The organism is Paenibacillus sp. P36, assembly GCF_045866505.1.
Taxonomy (GTDB): Bacteria; Bacillota; Bacilli; order Paenibacillales; family NBRC-103111; genus Paenibacillus_E; species Paenibacillus_E chondroitinus.
The window spans coordinates 5149394-5169635 of the sequence record NZ_AP038372.1 but is presented as its reverse complement, the minus strand read 5'-3'; the positions used below and the strand labels follow the sequence as shown (position 1 = coordinate 5169635).

At 51.0% G+C, this 20242-nt stretch carries 22 protein-coding genes; 21 read left to right on the top strand and 1 reads right to left on the bottom strand.

Annotated features, from left to right (window positions below; all coding sequences use genetic code 11):
* The first annotated feature begins 10 nt into the window (after positions 1 to 10).
* The 10 genes from def to spoVM all read left to right on the top strand — a co-directional run bounded on the left by def (position 11) and on the right by spoVM (position 9139).
* Positions 11 to 493 (top strand): peptide deformylase, encoded by a 483-nt coding sequence (gene def / locus ACKTT9_RS23320; protein WP_127452205.1) that lies wholly within the window; start codon positions 11 to 13, stop codon positions 491 to 493.
* 11 nt (positions 494 to 504) lie between these two features.
* Positions 505 to 1458, top strand: coding sequence for a methionyl-tRNA formyltransferase (fmt, locus tag ACKTT9_RS23315; protein WP_407873098.1), 954 nt, complete (start codon positions 505 to 507; stop codon positions 1456 to 1458).
* Positions 1459 to 1548: 90 nt separating this feature from the next.
* Entirely contained in the window at positions 1549 to 2940 is a 1392-nt protein-coding gene (rsmB, locus tag ACKTT9_RS23310) for a 16S rRNA (cytosine(967)-C(5))-methyltransferase RsmB (protein ID WP_407867814.1), read from the top strand.
* Between the two features lie 107 nt (positions 2941 to 3047).
* Complete coding sequence (gene rlmN, locus ACKTT9_RS23305; protein WP_181646158.1) at positions 3048 to 4118, top strand: 23S rRNA (adenine(2503)-C(2))-methyltransferase RlmN; 1071 nt, start codon at positions 3048 to 3050, stop codon at positions 4116 to 4118.
* A gap of 12 nt (positions 4119 to 4130) precedes the next feature.
* Positions 4131 to 4895, top strand: a complete 765-nt coding sequence (locus ACKTT9_RS23300) for a Stp1/IreP family PP2C-type Ser/Thr phosphatase (protein ID WP_407867813.1) — start codon at positions 4131 to 4133, stop codon at positions 4893 to 4895.
* Complete coding sequence (gene pknB, locus ACKTT9_RS23295) at positions 4892 to 7009, top strand: Stk1 family PASTA domain-containing Ser/Thr kinase (protein ID WP_407867812.1); 2118 nt, start codon at positions 4892 to 4894, stop codon at positions 7007 to 7009. Before ACKTT9_RS23300 ends, pknB begins: the two co-directional genes overlap by 4 nt.
* On the top strand, positions 7009 to 7938 hold the full coding sequence (rsgA, locus tag ACKTT9_RS23290; RefSeq protein ID WP_157321367.1) for a ribosome small subunit-dependent GTPase A: 930 nt from the start codon (positions 7009 to 7011) through the stop codon (positions 7936 to 7938). Before pknB ends, rsgA begins: the two co-directional genes overlap by 1 nt.
* Before the next feature lie 6 nt (positions 7939 to 7944).
* A complete protein-coding gene (rpe, locus tag ACKTT9_RS23285) occupies positions 7945 to 8595 on the top strand; it encodes a ribulose-phosphate 3-epimerase (RefSeq protein WP_127452215.1) in 651 nt (216 codons plus the stop codon).
* A 14-nt stretch (positions 8596 to 8609) separates the two neighbouring features.
* Positions 8610 to 8855: a hypothetical protein gene (locus ACKTT9_RS23280; protein ID WP_157321363.1), complete on the top strand. Its 246-nt coding sequence runs from the start codon at positions 8610 to 8612 to the stop codon at positions 8853 to 8855.
* 203 nt (positions 8856 to 9058) lie between these two features.
* On the top strand, positions 9059 to 9139 hold the full coding sequence (spoVM, locus tag ACKTT9_RS23275) for a stage V sporulation protein SpoVM (RefSeq protein WP_014652194.1): 81 nt from the start codon (positions 9059 to 9061) through the stop codon (positions 9137 to 9139).
* Positions 9140 to 9236: 97 nt separating this feature from the next.
* Here spoVM and rpmB read toward each other — a convergent pair whose 3' ends face one another.
* Positions 9237 to 9425, bottom strand: a complete 189-nt coding sequence (gene rpmB / locus ACKTT9_RS23270; protein ID WP_127452218.1) for a 50S ribosomal protein L28 — start codon at positions 9423 to 9425, stop codon at positions 9237 to 9239.
* Between the two features lie 339 nt (positions 9426 to 9764).
* Here rpmB and ACKTT9_RS23265 point away from each other — a divergent pair, with 339 nt between their 5' ends.
* The 11 genes from ACKTT9_RS23265 (at position 9765) to ACKTT9_RS23215 (ending at position 20229) form a co-directional block, all read left to right on the top strand.
* Positions 9765 to 10124 (top strand): Asp23/Gls24 family envelope stress response protein, encoded by a 360-nt coding sequence (locus ACKTT9_RS23265; protein ID WP_315951234.1) that lies wholly within the window; start codon positions 9765 to 9767, stop codon positions 10122 to 10124.
* A 29-nt stretch (positions 10125 to 10153) separates the two neighbouring features.
* On the top strand, positions 10154 to 11887 hold the full coding sequence (locus ACKTT9_RS23260) for a DAK2 domain-containing protein (RefSeq protein WP_407867811.1): 1734 nt from the start codon (positions 10154 to 10156) through the stop codon (positions 11885 to 11887).
* Positions 11888 to 11936: 49 nt separating this feature from the next.
* Positions 11937 to 12794: a DegV family protein gene (locus tag ACKTT9_RS23255; protein ID WP_407867810.1), complete on the top strand. Its 858-nt coding sequence runs from the start codon at positions 11937 to 11939 to the stop codon at positions 12792 to 12794.
* Positions 12795 to 12797: 3 nt separating this feature from the next.
* Positions 12798 to 14843, top strand: a complete 2046-nt coding sequence (gene recG, locus ACKTT9_RS23250) for an ATP-dependent DNA helicase RecG (protein ID WP_407867809.1) — start codon at positions 12798 to 12800, stop codon at positions 14841 to 14843.
* Between the two features lie 214 nt (positions 14844 to 15057).
* Positions 15058 to 16371: an alpha-L-fucosidase gene (locus ACKTT9_RS23245; RefSeq protein WP_407867808.1), complete on the top strand. Its 1314-nt coding sequence runs from the start codon at positions 15058 to 15060 to the stop codon at positions 16369 to 16371.
* Between the two features lie 87 nt (positions 16372 to 16458).
* The gene (locus ACKTT9_RS23240; RefSeq protein WP_127452230.1) at positions 16459 to 16725 is read left to right on the top strand and encodes a DUF1294 domain-containing protein; all 267 of its coding nucleotides are present in this window, start codon (positions 16459 to 16461) and stop codon (positions 16723 to 16725) included.
* A 60-nt stretch (positions 16726 to 16785) separates the two neighbouring features.
* The gene (locus ACKTT9_RS23235; protein ID WP_407867807.1) at positions 16786 to 17073 is read left to right on the top strand and encodes a stage VI sporulation protein F; all 288 of its coding nucleotides are present in this window, start codon (positions 16786 to 16788) and stop codon (positions 17071 to 17073) included.
* A 147-nt stretch (positions 17074 to 17220) separates the two neighbouring features.
* Positions 17221 to 17592, top strand: coding sequence for a hypothetical protein (locus ACKTT9_RS23230; RefSeq protein WP_127452234.1), 372 nt, complete (start codon positions 17221 to 17223; stop codon positions 17590 to 17592).
* Positions 17589 to 18857, top strand: a complete 1269-nt coding sequence (locus ACKTT9_RS23225; protein WP_407867806.1) for a DNA polymerase IV — start codon at positions 17589 to 17591, stop codon at positions 18855 to 18857. Before ACKTT9_RS23230 ends, ACKTT9_RS23225 begins: the two co-directional genes overlap by 4 nt.
* Entirely contained in the window at positions 18854 to 19351 is a 498-nt protein-coding gene (locus ACKTT9_RS23220; protein ID WP_407867805.1) for a hypothetical protein, read from the top strand. The genes ACKTT9_RS23225 and ACKTT9_RS23220 overlap by 4 nt, the downstream gene beginning before the upstream one ends.
* Positions 19352 to 19548: 197 nt before the next feature.
* Positions 19549 to 20229, top strand: coding sequence for an SOS response-associated peptidase (locus tag ACKTT9_RS23215; RefSeq protein WP_407867804.1), 681 nt, complete (start codon positions 19549 to 19551; stop codon positions 20227 to 20229).
* Positions 20230 to 20242: the final 13 nt, after the last annotated feature.

Below are 20242 nucleotides of genomic sequence, written 5' to 3'. Positions count from 1 at the left end.
GGTGCACGTTATGGCTATTCGTATTATTGTTAAAGATCCAGATCCTGTGCTGCGGGAAAAGGCGATCACAGTTACCAAATTCAATTCCAATCTGCATAAATTGCTCGACGATATGGCAGACACGATGTATGAAGCAGAGGGCGTAGGCCTTGCTGCTCCGCAAATCGGTATTCTCAAACGCGTGATTGTGATGGACTGCGGCGAAGAGCATGGCGGACTGATCGAAATGGTCAATCCGGAAATCGTGTCTTCCAGCGGCGAACAGCACGGACCGGAAGGCTGCTTAAGTATTCCTGGCCTTCGTGGTGATGTCACACGTGCTATGAACGTCACGGCCAAAGGCCAAGACCGTAACGGAAATCCAATCGAAGTGACAGGCACTGAGCTGCTGGCTCGCTGCATTTTCCATGAAATTGACCACTTGAACGGGATTCTGTTTACGGACCTGGCAACCAAAACATACACTAGCGATGAAGAGGAAGATTCTGAGTGAATATCATTTTCATGGGGACACCGGATTTTGCAGTACCTTCCCTGCAGGCTCTTCTGGAGGAAGGCTATAACGTGACGACGGTTGTCACGCAGCCGGATCGGCCGAAAGGACGCAAGCGCGTCCTGACGCCGCCGCTGGTGAAGGTGGAAGCGGAGAAACACGGCATTCCAGTGCTGCAGCCCGAGAAGCTGCGTCAAGCGGATTCCGTGGAGGTTTTGCGCCAGCTGAAGCCTGATCTGATTGTAACGGCGGCCTATGGCCAGATTCTGCCCAAGGCTGTTCTTGATCTGCCGAAGCACGGCTGCATTAACATTCATGCGTCCTTGCTGCCCAAGTATCGCGGCGGAGCGCCGATCCATCATGCTGTGCTGCGCGGCGAAGCAACGACAGGCGTCACGATCATGTATATGGCCGTTGGATTGGATACGGGCGACATGATTTCGCGTGTAGAGCTTCCAATTGAGGATACCGATACGACGGGGACTTTGTTTGAAAAGCTAAGCATTGCCGGCAGTGAGTTGTTGAAACGCACCTTGCCGGATTTATTGGCAGGACGTATTCAGGCTGTCCCGCAGAATGAGGCTGATGCGATTTACTCCCCGAATATCCGCAGGGAGGACGAGCTGATTGACTGGTCTCGTTCGGCTGTGGAGATTTGGAATCAAGTGCGCGGCCTGAATCCTTTTCCTGGGGCTTACACCCTGTGGAACGGGGAAGTCATGAAGGTTTGGGAAAGCGCGAATCCGAAGGAAACAACTAGCCGCAGCTTCGTAGAAGCTCCTGCTCCCGGAACGGTTCTAGGCAGCAGCGAGCACGGTATTGAAGTGATGACCGGCGAAGGCACGCTATGGCTGACCCATATTCAACCTGCTGGCAAAAAAGCGATGCCCGTCTCCGAATTTATTCGCGGCGTACAAATCGCAGCAGGGACGACATTCGGCAGTGTGGGCGAAGATCAGCCATAACTTAACAAAAATGAGGTATTCGATTTGTCAACGCAAAAACCTAACCGTCCGCAACATGGATCTAACCAAACACAAGGGGCTCGGAAGCCCTTGTCATCTAAATCATCCGGAGGCGCTGCGAAGAGCAGCGCTGTTAAGCATTCTGCCCGCGAAGCGGCGCTGGATGTATTGATTCGCGTTGAAGAGAATCAATCGTACAGCAATCTTCTGCTCAATCAGGTTCTGCAGAAGCACGCGCTGGAACGGGCTGATGCGGGGCTGGCGACAGAACTTGTGTATGGGACCATCGGACGTAAAAATACGATTGATTTCTTTTTGGAGCGTTTTGTGAGCAAAGGGCTCGCCAAGCTGGAGCCATGGGTCAGATGCTTGCTGCGGCTGAGCTTTTACCAGCTGCATTATTTGGACCGCATCCCCGACCATGCGGTCGTTAGCGAAGCGGTCAATATCGCGAAGCGTCGAGGCCACCAAGGCATCTCGGGCATGGTTAACGGCGTGCTGCGCGCAATCATCCGCAGCAAAGCGGAGCTGGTGCTTCCGGCGGCGCTCGGCGACGTGAAGCGCATCGCGCTGGGCCACTCCCATCCGGAGTGGCTCGTGCGCCGCTGGATCCGTCAGCTGGGTCCTGAGCTGACGGAACAGATCTGTGCGGCGAATAATGAGCCGCCGCACGTGAGCATTCGCGCGAACGCGAGGCGCAGCAGCCGTCTGGAGCTGCTGGAGCAGCTCCAGGGCAGCGGCCTCAGCGCGGAAGCGTCAGAGCTGGCCCCGGCCGGCATCCTTGTGCAGGGGGCCGGGAACATGGCTTTGTCCCCCGGCTTCCTGCAGGGGGACTTCTCGATCCAAGACGAGAGCTCGATGCTCGTCGCTGAAGCTCTTGAGCCGCGTCCAGGCATGACGGTGCTGGACTGCTGCGCCGCCCCTGGCGGCAAGACCGCTCACATCGCCGAGAAAATGGATGATAGCGGCAAGATTTGGGCTTGTGATCTGCACGAGCACAAGCAGAAGCTGATTGCAGATCAGGCGGAGCGTCTGGGATTGACGTCGATTCAAACGCTGGTGATGGATGCTGCGAAGCTGGACGAGCATTTTGCGGCGGAGTCGTTTGACCGCATCCTGCTCGATGCGCCGTGCTCCGGTTTAGGCGTTATTCGCCGCAAGCCGGATTTGAAGTGGGCGAAGCAGGAAGCCGAGATCGATGCGATCAGCGAGCTGCAGTACGCGATCTTAAGCCGGGTACACCGGCTGCTCAAGCCTGGCGGCGTGCTGGTATACAGCACGTGTACAATTGAGCACGCGGAGAACGCCGGCATGGTGGAGCGTTTCCTCGCGGAGCATCGCGATTTCGAGCTCGCTCCGCTGCCGGCGGAAGCTTTTGCGAGCGTGGACCCTGCGGCTGCTGCCGCCGGGATGGTGCAAATTTTGCCGCAGCAGTTCCATTCGGACGGCTTTTTCATTGCGCGGCTGCGCAAACGTGCTTAGTGCACAGAGGGGGATGTGTGTTCGGCCCCGCTTTGTGATAAAATAGACAGGATTAGCAATAAGGCTGGAACAAAGCTGGAATAAATAACAACAGGTTGTGATAAATAGTGTCTAATAAACCGTATTTGAAAGAAAAACCATTTGTATATGATTTAAACTGGGATGAGTGGCAGAGCTGGGTGAAAGAAAACGGCGAGTCCTCATTTCGAGCTGGGCAAATTTTCGACTGGCTGTATATCAAGCGTGTGTTCAGCTTTGACGAAATGTCCAACTTGCCGAAGACGCTGCGCGACAAATTGAAGGATCAGTTTGAATTCGTTACGCTGTCCGAGATCGCTAAATATCAGTCCCAGGACGGTACCGTCAAATTCTTATTCGAACTTGAAGATAAGAATGCGATTGAGACAGTCGTCATGAAGCACAACTACGGCAACAGCATTTGCGTCACTACGCAAGTAGGCTGCCGGGTTGGGTGTACATTTTGCGCATCTACGCTGGGTGGTCTTAAGCGGGATTTGAGACCAGGGGAAATTGTGGCTCAGGTCGTGAAAGCTCAAAAGCTGCTGGATGAGACGGGAGAGCGCATTTCTTCCATCGTGATCATGGGAATCGGCGAGCCGTTTGAGAATTATGAATCGACGATGAATTTCTTGCGCGTTATGATTCATCCGAAAGGTTTGAACATTGGACAGCGTCACATCACGGTTTCGACAAGCGGGATTGTGCCGAACATTTACAAGTTCGCAGATGAGAATCTACAAGTCAACTTGGCGATTTCTATCCATGCTCCGAATGATACACTTCGCTCGAAACTGATGCCGGTCAATCGCAGGTTTCCTTTCGTTGATTTGATCGAAGCTTGTAAGTACTATATTGCCAAAACCGGCAGACGCATTACGTTCGAATATGCCCTCATGGGGGAAGTGAACGATCAGGCGGAACATGCAGAAGAACTGGCGAAGGTATTGAAAGACATGCCGCTTAGCCACGTGAACCTGATTCCTGTGAATTTCGTGGCCGAACGGGATTTCAAACGTACGCCTAGGGACGATATTTTCACCTTCCAACGTATTCTTGAAAAGGCCAAAATTAATGCCACCATACGCCGTGAACAAGGCAGTGACATCGCTGCTGCATGCGGACAACTGCGCGCGAAGCATATGGAGAGCAAGTCATGAGGTGAGATCAGGATGAAGATGGTAAGCCGTACCGATATCGGTAAAGTCCGTTTAGTGAATGAGGACCGCGCCGCCATACAGCATGAGCTGAATGGCCTTTCTTTGGCTATTGTCGCTGATGGTATGGGGGGACACCAGGCTGGCGATATTGCCAGCCAAATGGCAATTGATATGATCAGTAATGAACTGCAATCCATTCATTGGGGAATGCCCGTTGACGCTTGCAAGCAAGTGCTGAAGGAAGCGATCGAGAAGGCGAATGAGAAAATTTATGAGTTTGCCTCCGGACAAGAAAGTTATCATGGCATGGGGACGACCGTTGTCGCCGTGATCGCTTCGCAAGAGCTGCTGATCATCGGTCACATTGGTGACAGCCGTGCTTACAAAATTGCCGGGGAGTCGATCACACAGCTAACGGAAGATCATTCCCTGGTGTATGAGCTTGTGAAGAACGGGCAGATCACCCTTGAAGAAGCCGATCACCATCCTCGCCGTAATTGGATTACGCGAGCGTTAGGCACAGAGCCTGGCGTAGAGGTGGATTTATACGAGTATTCGTGGCGGCCTGGGGATACCATTCTGATCTGCACCGACGGTTTAAGCGGATTAGTGGATTCCGGCGATATTCTACGAATCGTCAAGTCGCATGCCGAGCTGGATGCGGCTGCGAAACAATTGATTCAAAGCGCGCTGGATGAAGGTGGAGACGATAACGTAACGGTTGTTTTACTTGCGCACGATCCTGATTCGGACGAAAAAAGGGGTGATGGGAATTGATCGGTAGAAAGCTTGGGGGCCGCTATGAAATTCTAGACCGTATTGGCGGAGGCGGCATGGCTTTAGTTTATAAAGGGCATGATCTTTTATTAAATCGTAAAGTGGCTGTAAAAGTACTGCGACAGCAGTATGTGCATGACGAAGAGTTCATTCGTCGTTTCCGCAGAGAAGCTCAAGCAGCCGCTTCCCTTTCTCATCCTAATGTCGTCAGTATTTATGACGTGGGACAAGAAGAAGATGTGCATTACATTGTTATGGAATACATAGAAGGCACTACTTTGAATGATTTAATTAAAGAGAGAGCGCCGCTGCAGGTGGAAGACGCTGTTCATTACGCCAGCCAAATTGCCGATGCGCTCGACCACGCTCATCATAATGAAATTATTCACCGCGATATTAAGCCGCACAATATTTTGATCGGTAAAAACGGCCGTGTCAAAGTGACGGATTTCGGTATTGCACGGGCCGCTACGTCTTCCACAATTACGCAAACGGGAGCTGTTGTCGGTTCTGTGCATTATTTCTCGCCGGAGCACGCGAAAGGTACGAATACCGGCGAAAAATCCGATTTATACTCCCTCGGTATCGTGATGTATCAAATGCTGACGGGCCGCCTTCCTTTCCTTGGCGAAAGTCCGATTTCCGTAGCTTTGAAGCATTTGCAGGAAGATGTGGAAGATCCTCGTAAAGTTAATCCTCTCATTCCTCAGAGTGTGGAAAACATCATTCTGAAAGCCATGCGCAAAAAGCCCGATGAACGCTACCAGTCTGCGAAGCTGATGATGGCGGATCTTGATACGTGTCTAAATCCAGATCGCCGGAATGAAGCGAAAGTGGCTTTTTGGGATGCCGACGGCATGGACGAGGAGCGTACCTTGGTTATGCCAGCGATTCGTGCGGATCAGCTTGCGAGCTTCGATGACGACGACGACGAACCGGAGAAGCCTGTTTGGCGTGAGGAAGCTGCTCCCAAGAAAGGGAAGGGTTGGATTAAGCCGCTTGTATGGATCGTCATTTTGCTGATGATTCTTGGTGCAATGTGGTATGCAGTCGGATATGTGAAAGGGATGTTCACCGTTGAAACGGTCGAGGTGCCGGACGTGGTGAACAAGACGTTAACGCAGGCGGAAGCCGAACTGACCAGCGCCAAACTCGGTTTTACGGTAGAGTATGATCAGGAGAGCAAAGCGCCTAAAGATACGGTCATCCGTCAAAATCCTAGCGGCATGCGAATGAACGTAGGCACCAAGGTGACGCTGTACGTTAGTAAAGGCGCTCCCAAGATCAAGATGGAAAGCTACATCGGACAGCAGCTCAAAGACGCCAAGCTGAAGCTGGAAGCGCTTGGGATTGACGATTCTCAGATTACGTTCACGCAAACGACGACGGATGATCCGCCGGACACGATCCTGAAGCAAACGCCGCTGGTCGGGGAAGAATTTGAGCTGGATAAAGCAGCGATTACCTTTGTCGTAAGCAAAGCGAAGGAAACCTTCAAGATGCCGGATCTCGTCGGCATGACGGAGGCTGAAGCGAAGGCTCAGATCACCAAGCTGAATCTTAAGCTTCCTGCGAACGGCATTACGCGCGAGAAAAGCTACAAGGTGGCCAAAGGGAAGGTCATTAAGCAGTTCCCGTATGATAAAGATACGGATGTTTCTGTCGGTTTCGAAATCTCGCTGATCATCAGCGACGGGTTGCCGGAGGATGCCGGACAAGTGACGGTCAGTGTCCCTGTGAAACCGACGACGGAGGGCAAGGATTCCGAGTTTAAAATCATCGTTAGCGATGCGCAGTACGAGAACTTCGAATACAAGACGGAAAAAGTGTCGAAGCCTCAAAACTTGGATGTCAAAGTCATTGTTTCTCCGGATAAGAAAGCTGTCATCTTGATTAAAGAAGGAGACAACTTGGTTAACTCCATTACACGCACCTATCAAGATTATTTAGATCAAAAGAACGGCAAGACCGTCTCGCCGAGCCCTAGCGTCTCGCCTTCGTCATCGCCTAAACAGCAAAACAACGGGCCGGCTATCCCGGTAGGCGGCAATGGCAATGGGCAAGGCCAATCAGGCGGGGCTGCCTCTAAACCACCAACTGGAGGCACAAATTAATGCCGCAAGGAATGATTGTTAAAGCTTTGAGCGGTTATTACTACGTTCTGCCCGAAGGGGCGGAGCTACAGGATGCCAATATGGTTACATGTCGCGGCAGAGGCGTATTTAAGAACAGGAAGATAACGCCGCTTGTCGGAGATCGGGTCGTTTTTGAGGAAACGGAGAATGGGGAAGGAACGGTTACGGAAATCCTGCCCCGTTCTTCGGAACTGATCCGTCCTCCGATTGCTAATGTAAACGTGGTCGTGCTTGTTTTCTCTGTTACAGAGCCTGTTCTGAATTTACAGCTGCTGGATAAATTTCTAGTTCATATTGAACATACGGGCATCGAAGTTGTCCTTTGCTTCACCAAAAGTGACTTATTGTCAGCGGATCCTGACACTGCCGCACCGAAAGAAATGACGGTTGCGGAGCTGGAGCGGATTACAAAGCTGTATGAGGGCATCGGTTATCCTGTGCTGAAGACGAGTTCTCGCCTGAAAGTGGGCGTGGAATCGATTCTGCAGCATCTGGAAGGCGCGGTCAGCGTGTTCGCAGGGCAGTCAGGTGTAGGCAAGTCGTCACTGCTCAATGCAATGATTAGCGGCCGCAACTTGGAGACCAATGAGATCTCTCAACGTTTGGGCAGAGGGAAGCATACCACCCGCCATGTTGAGCTGCTTCCTTTGAATAATGGCGGGCTTGTCGCAGATACACCGGGATTCAGTCAGCTGGATTTTATGGAAGTCGAAGCGGAAGGGCTTAGCAGCTGCTTCAAAGAGTTCGCAGAGGTAGCGGAGGGCTGCCGGTTTAGAGGCTGTTTGCATCTGCATGAGCCGGATTGCAAGGTTCGTGATGCGGTGGCCGAAGGAACGATTGCCGCTTCGCGTTATGATCATTACTTGTTATTTTTAGGGGAAATCAAGGATCGGAAGAGGAGGTATTAGGAACGAATGGTACACGTAGCACCTTCAATTTTATCAGCAAACTTCGCTAAACTTGGTGAAGAGATTAAAGACGCCGAGCTTGGCGGAGCAGATTGGATCCATGTGGATGTCATGGATGGCCATTTCGTGCCCAATATTACGATTGGACCACTTGTTGTTGACGCTATACGTCCGGTGACGAAACTGCCGCTGGATGTGCATTTGATGATTGAGCAGCCTGACCGCTATATTCCTGACTTTGTTAAAGCGGGCGCAGACCTCATATCCGTGCACGTAGAGGCTTGTACGCACTTGCACCGCACGCTTCATCTGATTAAGCAAAGCGGTGTCAAAGCAGGGGTTGTCCTTAACCCTGCAACCCCGATTTCGCTTATTGAACACGTGCTTGATGAGAATCTGGATCTTGTGCTTATTATGACGGTCAATCCTGGCTTTGGCGGACAAGCGTTCATTCCGGGTATGCTTGGCAAAATCCGCGCATTGCGCGATCAAGCGAACGCCAAGGGCCTGAGCGGTCTTCACATTGAGGTAGACGGCGGTATTAACGAAGTTACGGCTCGCCAGGTGGTCGAAGCGGGAGCCGATGTGCTCGTCGCAGGCAATGCTGTATTTGGCCAGTCCGACCGCGCCGATGCAATTAGACGAATTCGGGGGTAGAGGGGAGCGGGACGATGAGATTTCTCTGGCTGTTTCTGTACAGTCTGGTATGCGCCGTGCTTCTTGCGTGTTTTTCTAACATACACGATTTCACGAAGTATATTTTTTCACTCGGTGCCTTGTATCTGGGGATGCGTTTCTTCCGTCGGTTTGAGGGACTTGGATTTCGGATTTGGTTTATCGTGATTGCCGTGATCTTCTATTTCATCTTCAGCTTAATTTATGCACTATACACGCAGATGGGTATAACTGCACCCTAGCTGCATACATATAGTTACAAGAGCGATGCGCTCTTGTAGCTTTTTTTGCTTTCTGGAAGCGAATAGATCGGAGAAAGTAAAATAGAAGGTACTTTTTCACGACCGGGGCATATACTGTTGTAATGATGTTAGTGCTCACGAAGTCGAAGTCAGTCTTCGGGCATGCGTCCGTTTACTGGCTAAACTCTAAGGAGGGGTAGAGAATGAAGTTCTACACAATCAAGCTACCAAAATTTTTGGGTGGATTCGTGAAAGCTGTACTTAATACGTTTAGCAAAAACTAAGTTGGCTAACACATATGAAGTCCATATCCCCAGAAATGCAAAAAAAGCACCGGAAGGTGCTTTTTGTCTTTTTACATAAAGTATAAGTATCCGAAAATTAAACGCGAGCCACTTTACCGGACTTCAACGCACGAGCACTTACGTAAACCCGTTTTGGTTTGCCATCAACGAGGATGCGAACCTTTTGAACGTTAACTCCCCAAGTACGCTTATTTTTATTGTTAGCGTGGGACACGTGGTTTCCTGATTTAGGACTTTTACCTGTAACGAAACATTTGCGGGACATGTTTGACACCTCCTTCGGCAGTATACAAAGCAGCCTGGGTGGCAAGCCTAAGCTTGACATGACAGCTTTCCTCAAATTTAGACTTTGCTTCTTGCGATTCTTGTTATAACCAGCAAAAACACACTTAAATATAATAGCATAGCAAAAGGAGCAGAGTCAACGAATTACCTTCTTTTTTGCCGTTTATTTATGTAGTATGTTATAGTACAATGAAGATTAGCCCACCTTTCCGAATACATAGTCATGACGTTTTTGGCGTCAACTTTGCTAAAGCAAAGCTGGAATGGGAATACTTACATAATTAGTCGTTAATGTGAAACATGAAGGAGTTGTTAGATAATGCCAATTGAACTCACAACCGAGTTTGGAAAAGTGTATATTACCGATGAAGTGATTTCAACTCTGGCGGGATCCGCTGCGTTAGATTGTTATGGACTTGTTGGCATGGCCACTAGAAAGCAATTAAAAGATGGAATAGCAGAACTGCTGGGACGGGACAATTTAAGCCGCGGTGTCGAAGTTCGTCGGGAGAACGGGCGACTTGAGATTGATCTTTATATTATTGTCAGCTATGGAACCAAAATATCCGTCGTTGCCGGCAATGTCCAAACGAAAGTCAAATATATTTTGAACGATGTTGTAGGGCTTCATGTGGACGATGTGAACATTTTTGTTCAAGGCGTTCGTGTAGCCAAATAAAAGCCCGATAACCAGGAAGGGGAATCACTTTGAGTAAGCGCTTTATTTCAATAAATGGAAATGACTTCACTGCCATGGTCTTGGCGGGTGCGGATAACCTTCGCCGAAATGTAGACAAGGTTAATGGTTTGAACGTTTTCCCTGTACCCGATGGAGATACCGGCACCAACATGAATTTAACACTCACCGCTGGTTGTGAGGAACTGAAAAAGAAGCCATCCTCTCATATTGGGAAAGCAGCTGATGCATTGTCCAAAGGGTTACTGATGGGCGCCCGGGGTAACTCCGGGGTTATTTTGTCACAGCTGTTTCGCGGATTCGCGAAGCATGTGCACGATCTTGAGAATGTGAATGCACAGCAATTCGCGTCTGCGTTGCAGCAAGGCGTTGAGACAGCGTATAAGGCTGTCGTGAAGCCGGTAGAAGGCACGATTCTGACAGTGTCCAAAGAAGCGGCCAAACATGCCACGCAGGTTAAACGCGGCGGCGATGTGCTCGAACTGATGCAGGAAGTGTTGAGCAAGGCGAACGAAGCCCTCGCTAGAACACCTGAGCAGCTTGCTGTGCTCAAGCAGGTGGGCGTGGTAGATGCAGGAGGCCAAGGGCTTGTCTGCGTGTATGAAGGCTTTGTCACTGCATTAAACGGCGGTTTGCTTCAGGTAGAAGAAGACTACGCGATGATGGATACAAGACTCGATACGGTTTCCGTCGTTCCGGGCTTGAATCTTGCCAAAGAAGTCCACGCACATCTTCCGGCGCAGGCGCATCTGGCTACGGAAGATATTGAATTCGGTTATTGTACGGAATTCATGCTAACGATTGAACCTGGCAAGGTAGCTGGGCATGTTTTCGATGAAGGCAGGTTCCGCGACCAGCTTAGCAAACTGGGAGATTCTTTACTCGTCGTTGCCGATGACGAACTGGTCAAGGTGCATATTCATGCCGAATACCCAGGCGAAGTCATGAACCAGGCGATGAATTACGGCGCTCTGAGCCGTATCAAAATTGAAAATATGCGCGATCAGCATTCACATATATTGGAAGAGATGACCACGGAAGGTTACGAGACTCCTGTGTCGACTGCTGTAGAAGCGGCAGCACCGGGCAAAGCGTATGGATTCGTTGCAGTCGCTTTGGGTGAGGGCATTACGGAGATTTTGTCCAGTGTAGGCGTTGATGTCGTATTGTCCGGCGGACAGACCATGAATCCAAGCACAGAGGATATCGTGAATGCGGTTAACAGCATTGATGCGGAAACGATCTATGTGCTGCCGAACAACTCCAACATTATCCTCGCAGCGCAGCAAGCAGCTGATCTGGTCGACAAAACGTTGATCGTGATTCCATCCAAATCCATTCCCCAAGGTCTTGCAGCCATTCTGGCGTTCCAAGAGAAAGCCGATGCCCAAACGAATACGGAAGCGATGAACGAATCCCTTCGCCGTGTGAAGTCCGGTCAAGTGACGTACGCGGTGCGTGACACGAATATGGACGGCATCGACATCAAGCAGGGGCATTTTATCGGTATTCAAGATGGCCGGATTGTGTCTTCACAGCCAAGTCTGATGGATGCTTGCAAAAAGCTGCTCGAAGAGATGATCGATGAAGGCAGCGAGATCGTGACCATCCTCACCGGAGAAGATGCCGTGAGCGCAGAGACAGAAGAGCTGGAAGCCTTCATTCAGGCGGTTTATCCCGAAATTGAAGTCGAGCTTCACCCTGGCGGGCAGCCATTGTACGCGTACCTGTTCTCTGTAGAGTAAACGAGCATCCCCACAGTGGAATAAATTCGGGAAATGGAGTGAAGCCCTGTTGACACATATACGGATTGTAACGGACAGCACGGCCGACATACCTTTGGCACTTAGACAAGAGCTTAACATTGAAATGGTGCCGCTTAAGATTCATTTTGGAGATGAACAATTTTTGGATGCGGTGACGCTGCGTTCCGAGGAGTTTTATCCTAAGCTAACCTCGTCACCTCATTTTCCTAGAACTTCACAACCGTCTCCTGCGGAGTTTCTAGACTTATATCAGAGCTTGCTGGAAGAGCCGAATACGGAAATCATTTCTATTCATTTATCTTCTGCGCTGAGCGGAACGTACCAGTCGGCTTTGCTCGCTTCCACGATGCTGGAGGAGTCTGCCGGCAAGGTTCATGTGGTTGATTCCCGTTCCGCGTCCTATGGGATTGGCGCTCTTGTTGTCGCTGCAGCAAAAGCCGCCCAAGCTGGGCAAAGTGCAGCTGAGATTATAGAGCTGGTACAAACGATTAGAGAGAACTTTTACATATATTTTCTCGTGGATACGCTTGAATTTCTGCAAAAAGGCGGAAGAATCGGCAAAGCGTCGGCATTATTCGGTTCGTTGCTGAATATTAAGCCTATTCTCTCGATAGATGGTGAGGGAGAAGTGGCGGCTACGGATAAGGTTCGGGGCCAAAAGAAAGCGATCGCGCGCATTCTAGAGCTGCTGGCTGCGGATGTGCCGAATCGGCGCATTCCGTCTTTGCACATTGCTCATGCGAACAATTTGGAAGGCGCTGAGCTGTTGCGAGAAGTCATAACGCAGCAATTCGAGGTGCAGCATGTGGACTATATTACACTGGGGCCTGTTATTGGCGCACACGCTGGACCCGGTACGATCGCTGCGTTCGTCCGTGCGGTGTAAGGGATGGATTTAAATCAAGTTGTCGTACGCGAAGTCCATGGAGTCGGCGCTCAAAAAGCACTTGAGCTGAACGCCATGGGCATTTTTACGGTTATGGATTTACTGGAGTATGTGCCATTCCGGTATGAGGATTACACCGTGCGCGATATCGCCAGTGTGAAAGACGGCGACCGTGTCACCGTGAAGGGGTATATCATCGGGGAGCCGGTGCTGCAGCGCTACAGCGGCAAATCGCGACTCTCCTGCAAGGTGATGGTCGATGACTTTCTCTTGACGGCGGTGTGGTTTAACCGCCACTTCTTGAAAGACCGCTTGCGCCCGCAGCAGGAGATTATCCTGACCGGCAAATGGGATGGCAAGCGGAGGCAAATGAGCGTGTCCGATTCCGAGTTCCCCGGACAAGGCGATTCGAATACCGGCACGATACAGCCGGTCTATTCGGTTGCAGGCTCGATTACGCAAAAGTGGATGCGTAAAGCGATTCAGCAGGCGCTGACGCAGTACAGCGCCATGGTCAGTGAAGTGCTGCCGGGGGGAATTACCGGCAGGTACGGGTTTATGCCGCGCAGCAAGGCGCTGGCGGTCATCCACACGCCGAGCGGTGTGGAGGAAGGCAAGCAGGCGCGCAAGCGCATGGTGTATGAGGAGCTGTTCCTGTTCCAGCTCAAGCTGCAGGCTTACCGCGCCGTGACGCGAAGCCGCGCGGACGGGGTGAAGCAGCAGGTCGACCTGCCTGCTGTACGCGCCTTCGTGCGCGCGCTGCCCTTCCAGCTGACGGAGTCGCAGAAGAAGGTCGTGGGCGAGATCCTGCACGATATGCAGGAGCCGTACAGCATGAACCGGCTGCTGCAAGGCGATGTCGGTGCAGGGAAGACGATCGTCGCGGCCATAGGCCTCTACGCGACGGTCAAGGCCGGCTACCAAGGCGCGCTGATGGTGCCGACGGAGATCCTGGCGGAGCAGCATAAGCGCTCACTGGACCGCTTGTTTGAGCCCTACGGGCTGCAGGTTGCGCTGCTGACAGGCAGCTCGACGGACCGCCAACGGCGGGATCTGCTTGCCTCCTTGCAGATGGGCATGATTGACGTGTTGGTCGGGACGCACGCCCTCATTCAAGAGGACGTTTACTTCCGTCAGCTGGGGTTGGTCGTGACGGATGAGCAGCACCGTTTCGGGGTGAATCAGCGCAGCATATTGCGGCGCAAAGGGATGAACCCCGACGTGCTGACGATGACGGCGACGCCGATTCCGCGAACGCTGGCGATTACCGCTTTCGGCGACATGGATGTGTCGACGCTGCGGGAGCTGCCCAAAGGGCGTAAGCCGATCAAGACGTATGCCGTCCAGCACGCTATGTTGGAGCGTGTGCTGGGCTTTATTCAGCGTGAGGTGGCGGCAGGCCGGCAGGCGTATGTGATTTGTCCGCTCATCGAAGAGTCGGACAAGCTGGACGTGCAGAATGCCATCGACGTCCATATTCAGCTGCAGCAGCATTTCCCGCAAATGCGGATCGGCCTGCTGCACGGGCGGATGAGCGCGCAGGAGAAGGAAGCGATCATGCGCGCATTCAAGGAAGGGACCATGGAGACGCTGGTGTCGACCACGGTCATCGAGGTTGGCGTGGACGTGCCTAACGCCACGCTGATGGTCATCTACGACGCCGACCGCTTCGGCCTTTCGCAGCTGCATCAGCTGCGCGGACGGGTTGGACGCGGCGAGCACCAGTCCTTCTGCGTGCTCATCGCCGACCCGAAGACAGAGGTCGGCAAGGAGCGCATGAAGGCGATGACCGAAACGTCCGACGGCTTCGAGATTGCCAGGCGAGATCTGGAGCTGCGCGGGCCGGGGGACTTCTTCGGCACGAAGCAAAGCGGGCTGCCGGAGTTCCGCATCGCCGACATGATGGCGGACTTCGAAGTGATGGAGCAGGCGCGTGATGACGCTGCTGAGCTCGTCGGCGATTCCGCCTTCTGGACAGGCGCTTCCTTCATCCCTCTGAGAGCTTATTTGGAGCGTGCCCATATTTTTGATAGTGAAGTGCTGGATTAAACGAAACGCTAGGATAGACTGAAGATAAATGTCAGTCATGATCCTAGCGTTTTTTTGCAGATAGAATGTTAATTATATCCTAACAGAGGTTAGTTTCGTACCTGTCCATTGCCCATCAGTCTTAGTAGAATAAACCTATAGGGCTTAGTGGGCTCACCGCTCGAAAGAGGACCTTGGGAGCGCCTAGCATTTTAATAGCGAAAGGTGTGTAGAAATGACAAATCCGATTATTCAAGAACGAACAGAGCGCACGCAGTGGTTTTTGCAGGATCGATTCGGTATGTTCATTCACTGGGGATTGTATGCGATTCCAGCCAGAGGGGAATGGGTTCGCAATGCGGAGCGCATTTCGGTAGAGGACTATCAGCCGTATTTTGATGAATTCGACCCTGTTCGCTATGATCCTAAAGCATGGGCGCGCGCAGCCAAACAAGCAGGGATGAAATATGCGGTATTGACGGCCAAACATCATGATGGTTTTTGCTTATTTGATAGCGCTCTCACGGAATATAAATCAACGAACACCAAAGCCGGGCGAGATTTAGTGCGGGAATTTATTGAAGCATTTCGGGCGGAAGGCTTGAAGGTGGGGCTCTATTATTCGCTAATCGATTGGCATCATGAGGATTATCCGGCTTATGGAGATCGTCACCATCCGATGCGGAGTAACGAGAGCTATACCAGAAATCCGGAGACATTCGACAGATATTTGCAATATATGCATGGGCAAGTTAAAGAGCTGCTCACGAATTATGGCAAGCTGGACATCATGTGGTTCGATTTCTCCTATGATCAGATGAAGGGGGAGACCTGGAAAGCAACCGAGCTGATGGCGATGATTCGCTCTCTCCAGCCGCACGTCATTGTAGATAACCGTCTGGACGCAAGTGGCGAGGAAGGCGGAAGCATTTATACGAACAATCCACTCAGCTATTCGGGCGACTTTGCTTCACCGGAACAAATCATTCCACCGCAGGGTGTGACGGATCACGAGGGCAACCCTATTCCATGGGAAGCTTGCATTACGCTAAATAATAACTGGGGCTACGCAGCTCAGGATTTCCAATATAAATCCCCGACTACCGTCATTCGGAAGCTGGTAGAGTGCGTCAGCAAAAACGGTAATTTGCTCTTGAATGTCGGTCCTAATGCGCTCGGTGAGATTCCGCAGGAGTCATTGGATATTTTGTCGGAGATTGGCGATTGGGTTCAGAAAAATGGGAACAGCATTTACGGCTGCGGGCAAGCCGATTGGCCGAAACCGGAATGGGGCAGGTACACGCAAAAGGGCAATCTGCTGTACGCCCACTTGTTCGAAGAAAGCGTAGGTCCCATCAACTTGAACGGTCTGGCTGGTAAAGTGAAGAAAGCCAGGCTGTTGTCGGACGGTTCCGAAGTCTTCTTAAGCCGTCCTTGGAATGCTGCACAGTACCCGGATGATGCGTTCATTAGTTTCGGTAGACCGGAGCACTCCAGCTATCCGCTGCCGGATAAGAGGGCGACCGTTGTGGAGCTTACGCTGCTGTAACTTTTAAATTAACATTTGACCACGCCCCCATTCGATTTTAAGATAATAGTAGTTCTATTATTATTTTGGAAACGAAGGTGCAATCATTTGACTTATTTTCTTGTCTATTTACTGCTGATGAATATCGTTACTTTCATAGAGATGGGGCACGACAAGGGGCAAGCCAAAAAAGGCGGGCGCAGAGTCCCGGAGAAGCGGCTGTTTATGTTCGCTGCACTTGGCGGCGGGATTGGTGGTTGGCTCGGCATGCGGGTTTGGCGGCATAAGACGAAGCATACCTCATTCGTTATCGGGATGCCTCTGCTTGTTGCGCTAAATTGTATATGTGTTATTTTGATCGCCATTTATATGTAGTCAAGATTATGTTCGTTTCCTCATATGTATAAAGCATGACGGGACATCGGAGGTACGAACATGAGTTATCAGCTGTATGGCATCGATCCTGCGTTGATTGAGCGAGTCAAGTTCAAATTAAGAAACCCGGCGATCAAGGAACGCCTCATCATGCTGCTGCAAAGCGTTACGAAGGCTGATTTGCAAAATCGTCTGAAGGTCACGCAGCTCATCGGGATTGCCTCCGGCATTCTCGGCGAGAATCTGACCAACTTCCAAGCAAATCAGATTTTGGAGTTCATTCTTTCCCAAAAAATCGATCCCTCGAACACGTTTCACTTAATCAAACTGTGGACGATGTTTCGATAAGCTATTCCCAAAATGCCGCCTGCAAGGTCTAAGCGACCTGGTCAGGTGGTATTTTTTTACTTTTCAAAAAAACCACTTGCATAACGAATACGTGTTCGGTATATAATAAGTAACACGAATATATGTTCGCATATGGTGGTGAAAAATATGAGTGTTCATGCAAGAATTGAGACAGAAGAGGATGTTCAAATTATTAAGGAATATACGCTGCTGCCCATTTTGCTCGATATGTTGGCAAGGGATATGGAGGAGCTCAAGGTTTATAAGGATAAAATTGTGTATAATCATATTCTTTTTTACCTCAGAGAGGTGGAGACCGCCATTTATCCTCAATTACAAAGCATTAAGAGTGTTATGAAGAAAAGAGATATTAAAGTCATTCACACCGAAATGAATGCGTTAGGCATTAATGTCGAGTACAAAGTCCGAGGCTACATCCATCACTTCACGATGCTTCGCAGCTTGGTCAAAGCAGAACTGATGACGACGCTGATGAATATGCGGGGGGGATTACGGTGAGCAAAGGAAAGGAACGGACGATATTTCTGGCGGATTGCCAGAGCTTCTACGCAAGTGTAGAGAAGGCGGATCATCCGGGAGTCAGGGATAAACCGGTTGCGGTCGCGGGAGACCCTGCTTTGCGTTCTGGCATCATTCTGGCTGCCTGTCCCATCGCCAAATCATTTGGCGTTTCCACGGCAGAGCGGTTGGGGGAAGCGCTCAAGAAATGCCCGGAACTGGTCGTTATGCGTCCGCGCATGCAGCATTATATTGATGTTTCGCTTATGATTACTAAAATATACGAAGAATTTACCGATCTTGTTGAGGTTTTCAGTATTGATGAGCAGTTTCTGGACATTACGGCAAGTTTGCCTGTTTTCGGAGATCCGGATACGATTGCGATGGCCCTTCAACGGAAGGTGCTGCAGCAAACGGGCGTGAAGGTCCGCATAGGGATTAGCTCCAATAAAATTCTGGCGAAGATCGCGACCGATATTTGGGCCAAAAAGAATGAGACCGGCATCTTCACGCTGCGCCCGCCCGCCGTTGAGGAGTACTTATGGGCGCAGCCTGTAAGCAAAATGTTTGGTGTCGGTTCACGGATGACCGCGCATTTTGCCAGACTCGGCATGTATACGATCGGCGATGTGGCAAGAACGCCGCTCCCGCTGCTCAAGGACAAATTCCGTGCACGATTCGGCAAGCAATCCGACATTCATGCGGAAGTCATGTGGCGAACAGCGAATGGTCTGGATGACAGTCCGGTGACGCCCGGTACGTTCGATACGCCTCCGAAATCTATAGGCCATATGATGACTCTCCCCAGGGACTACGCGGAATCAGCTGAGGTAGATACGATCCTGCTTGAGCTTACTGAAGAGGTATGCCGCGATTGCCGACGTAAGGGATATATGGCGTCTATTGTGACTGTTAGCTGCATGTGCAGCCCATTTGACGCTCCGACAGGCTTCTCACGCCAAATGAAGATGCCTGACCCTACGAATCACACTAGAACAGTTTTTCAAGCTGTTAAGAAGTTGTTCTACAAATTCTGGGACACGATGCCCGTCCGCCGTGCCGGTGTGATGTTAAGCCAATTCGTTGACGATGACACGTATCAGCTTACGCTTTTTGAAGATCAGATCAAGGCGAGGGCACTTGAGAAAGTAACAGACAGCCTCAAGGACCGATTCGGCAACGCAGCGATTGTGCGGGCTTCCTCGCTCACGACAGCCGGTCAAGCACAGAACAGAGCGCTCAAAATCGGGGGGCACTATAAATGAGTAAGAAACTGGAAAAGAACGGTTTATGGGAGTCCAGCAGGATGATGCTGCCTCAGCACCGCGAAGCGCTGCAACATTTGCGCAGCGACAAGGCTGCTCCGGCGAATCGTCCTACAGCGGAGGACATTGGCATTATGCGGGACTACGTGCTGCTGCCCTTGATGCATGGGATGATCAAAAGAAAGGCTGTTGAGATCGAAAGATCCGCCGAAACGCTTAGGCAGCTTTATTCGCGCGCTGCCCACGCGCTGGCGGCCCAAATTTTAGCCGATATCAGTGAAACCAAAACGAAAATGATGCACAGAAGCATTCAAATGTTCGAAGAAGAGAAAAATGATCGAGCCATTCATTACCGCTATGTTTGCCGCGGGCACGAAGACGCGCTGATTATTGCGAAAGACTACATGCGGGCTGAAATGAGCGTGCGAACAGCGAGATACATTGATCACTTCGTCGCAAGCATGTACAAAAAAGGTGACGAACTCAAAACGTAGTCCATGACGTACACAAAGAAGATATGACGCAACCGCCAGCCCGATGGAGAACCCTCCTCGGGCTGCGCGAATTGACGTGAGTATCTCTTTTTCACATAATGGAGAGGAGAGATTGTAACGTTAGACAGCGGGAAGTGGAAAGCGGAAGTGGTAGTGGAGACCTCGCTAGGAAATATGAAGGCAAAGGATGTGCAGCTATGTGCGGACGCTATACAATAACCGTAACGTTAGAGGAGCTGATGCTGCGGTATGATATTTATTACAAGTATCCTGCGAAATACAGCCCCAAATACAATGTGGCACCCGGACAGCAGGTCATGGCGATCGTTCACGACGGTGAGAAAAATAAGCTTGGCGAACTGCGCTGGGGACTTGTTCCGGAATGGGCGAAGGACGAAAAGCTAGGATATTCGATGCTGAATGCAAGGTCGGAGACACTTGCGGACAAGCCTGCGTTTCGCAAGCCCTTTGAGCGCAAACGCTGCTTGATTCCGGCAGATTCCTTCTACGACTGGAAGGGGACGGGAAAGCAGAAGCAGCCTATGCGAATCATGCTGCGCAGCAAAGAGATCTTTAGTATGGCAGGGCTGTATGACACATGGACGTCTCCAGACGGCACTCGCATATCCACCTGCACAGTCATTACTACGGAAGCGAACGAATTGATGATGGATATTCATGAGCGTATGCCGGTCATTTTACCGCGGGAGGCAGAAGCGATTTGGCTGGACCGCAGCATAACGAACGCGGATGCGCTGCGCCCGCTGCTGAAGCCATACCCGTCTGACGACATGTATGCGTATCCGGTGTCCAGCCGGGTGGGCAATGTGCGCAATGATGATGAGTTATGTATAGAACCGATAAGCCTGCTGCTGTAGGCAGATGGACAGA

Coding starts and splice junctions, on each gene's coding strand:
- ACKTT9_RS23265 (WP_315951234.1), top strand. CDS start 9,765: ATGCCAATTGAACTCACAACCGAGTTTGGAAAAGTGTATATTACCGAT.
- ACKTT9_RS23235 (WP_407867807.1), top strand. CDS start 16,786: ATGAGTTATCAGCTGTATGGCATCGATCCTGCGTTGATTGAGCGAGTC.
- ACKTT9_RS23215 (WP_407867804.1), top strand. CDS start 19,549: ATGTGCGGACGCTATACAATAACCGTAACGTTAGAGGAGCTGATGCTG.
- ACKTT9_RS23220 (WP_407867805.1), top strand. CDS start 18,854: ATGAGTAAGAAACTGGAAAAGAACGGTTTATGGGAGTCCAGCAGGATG.
- ACKTT9_RS23245 (WP_407867808.1), top strand. CDS start 15,058: ATGACAAATCCGATTATTCAAGAACGAACAGAGCGCACGCAGTGGTTT.
- recG (WP_407867809.1), top strand. CDS start 12,798: ATGGATTTAAATCAAGTTGTCGTACGCGAAGTCCATGGAGTCGGCGCT.
- ACKTT9_RS23280 (WP_157321363.1), top strand. CDS start 8,610: ATGAGATTTCTCTGGCTGTTTCTGTACAGTCTGGTATGCGCCGTGCTT.
- def (WP_127452205.1), top strand. CDS start 11: ATGGCTATTCGTATTATTGTTAAAGATCCAGATCCTGTGCTGCGGGAA.
- ACKTT9_RS23230 (WP_127452234.1), top strand. CDS start 17,221: ATGAGTGTTCATGCAAGAATTGAGACAGAAGAGGATGTTCAAATTATT.
- ACKTT9_RS23300 (WP_407867813.1), top strand. CDS start 4,131: ATGAAGATGGTAAGCCGTACCGATATCGGTAAAGTCCGTTTAGTGAAT.
- rpmB (WP_127452218.1), bottom strand. CDS start 9,425: ATGTCCCGCAAATGTTTCGTTACAGGTAAAAGTCCTAAATCAGGAAAC.
- spoVM (WP_014652194.1), top strand. CDS start 9,059: ATGAAGTTCTACACAATCAAGCTACCAAAATTTTTGGGTGGATTCGTG.
- rsgA (WP_157321367.1), top strand. CDS start 7,009: ATGCCGCAAGGAATGATTGTTAAAGCTTTGAGCGGTTATTACTACGTT.
- rpe (WP_127452215.1), top strand. CDS start 7,945: ATGGTACACGTAGCACCTTCAATTTTATCAGCAAACTTCGCTAAACTT.
- fmt (WP_407873098.1), top strand. CDS start 505: ATGGGGACACCGGATTTTGCAGTACCTTCCCTGCAGGCTCTTCTGGAG.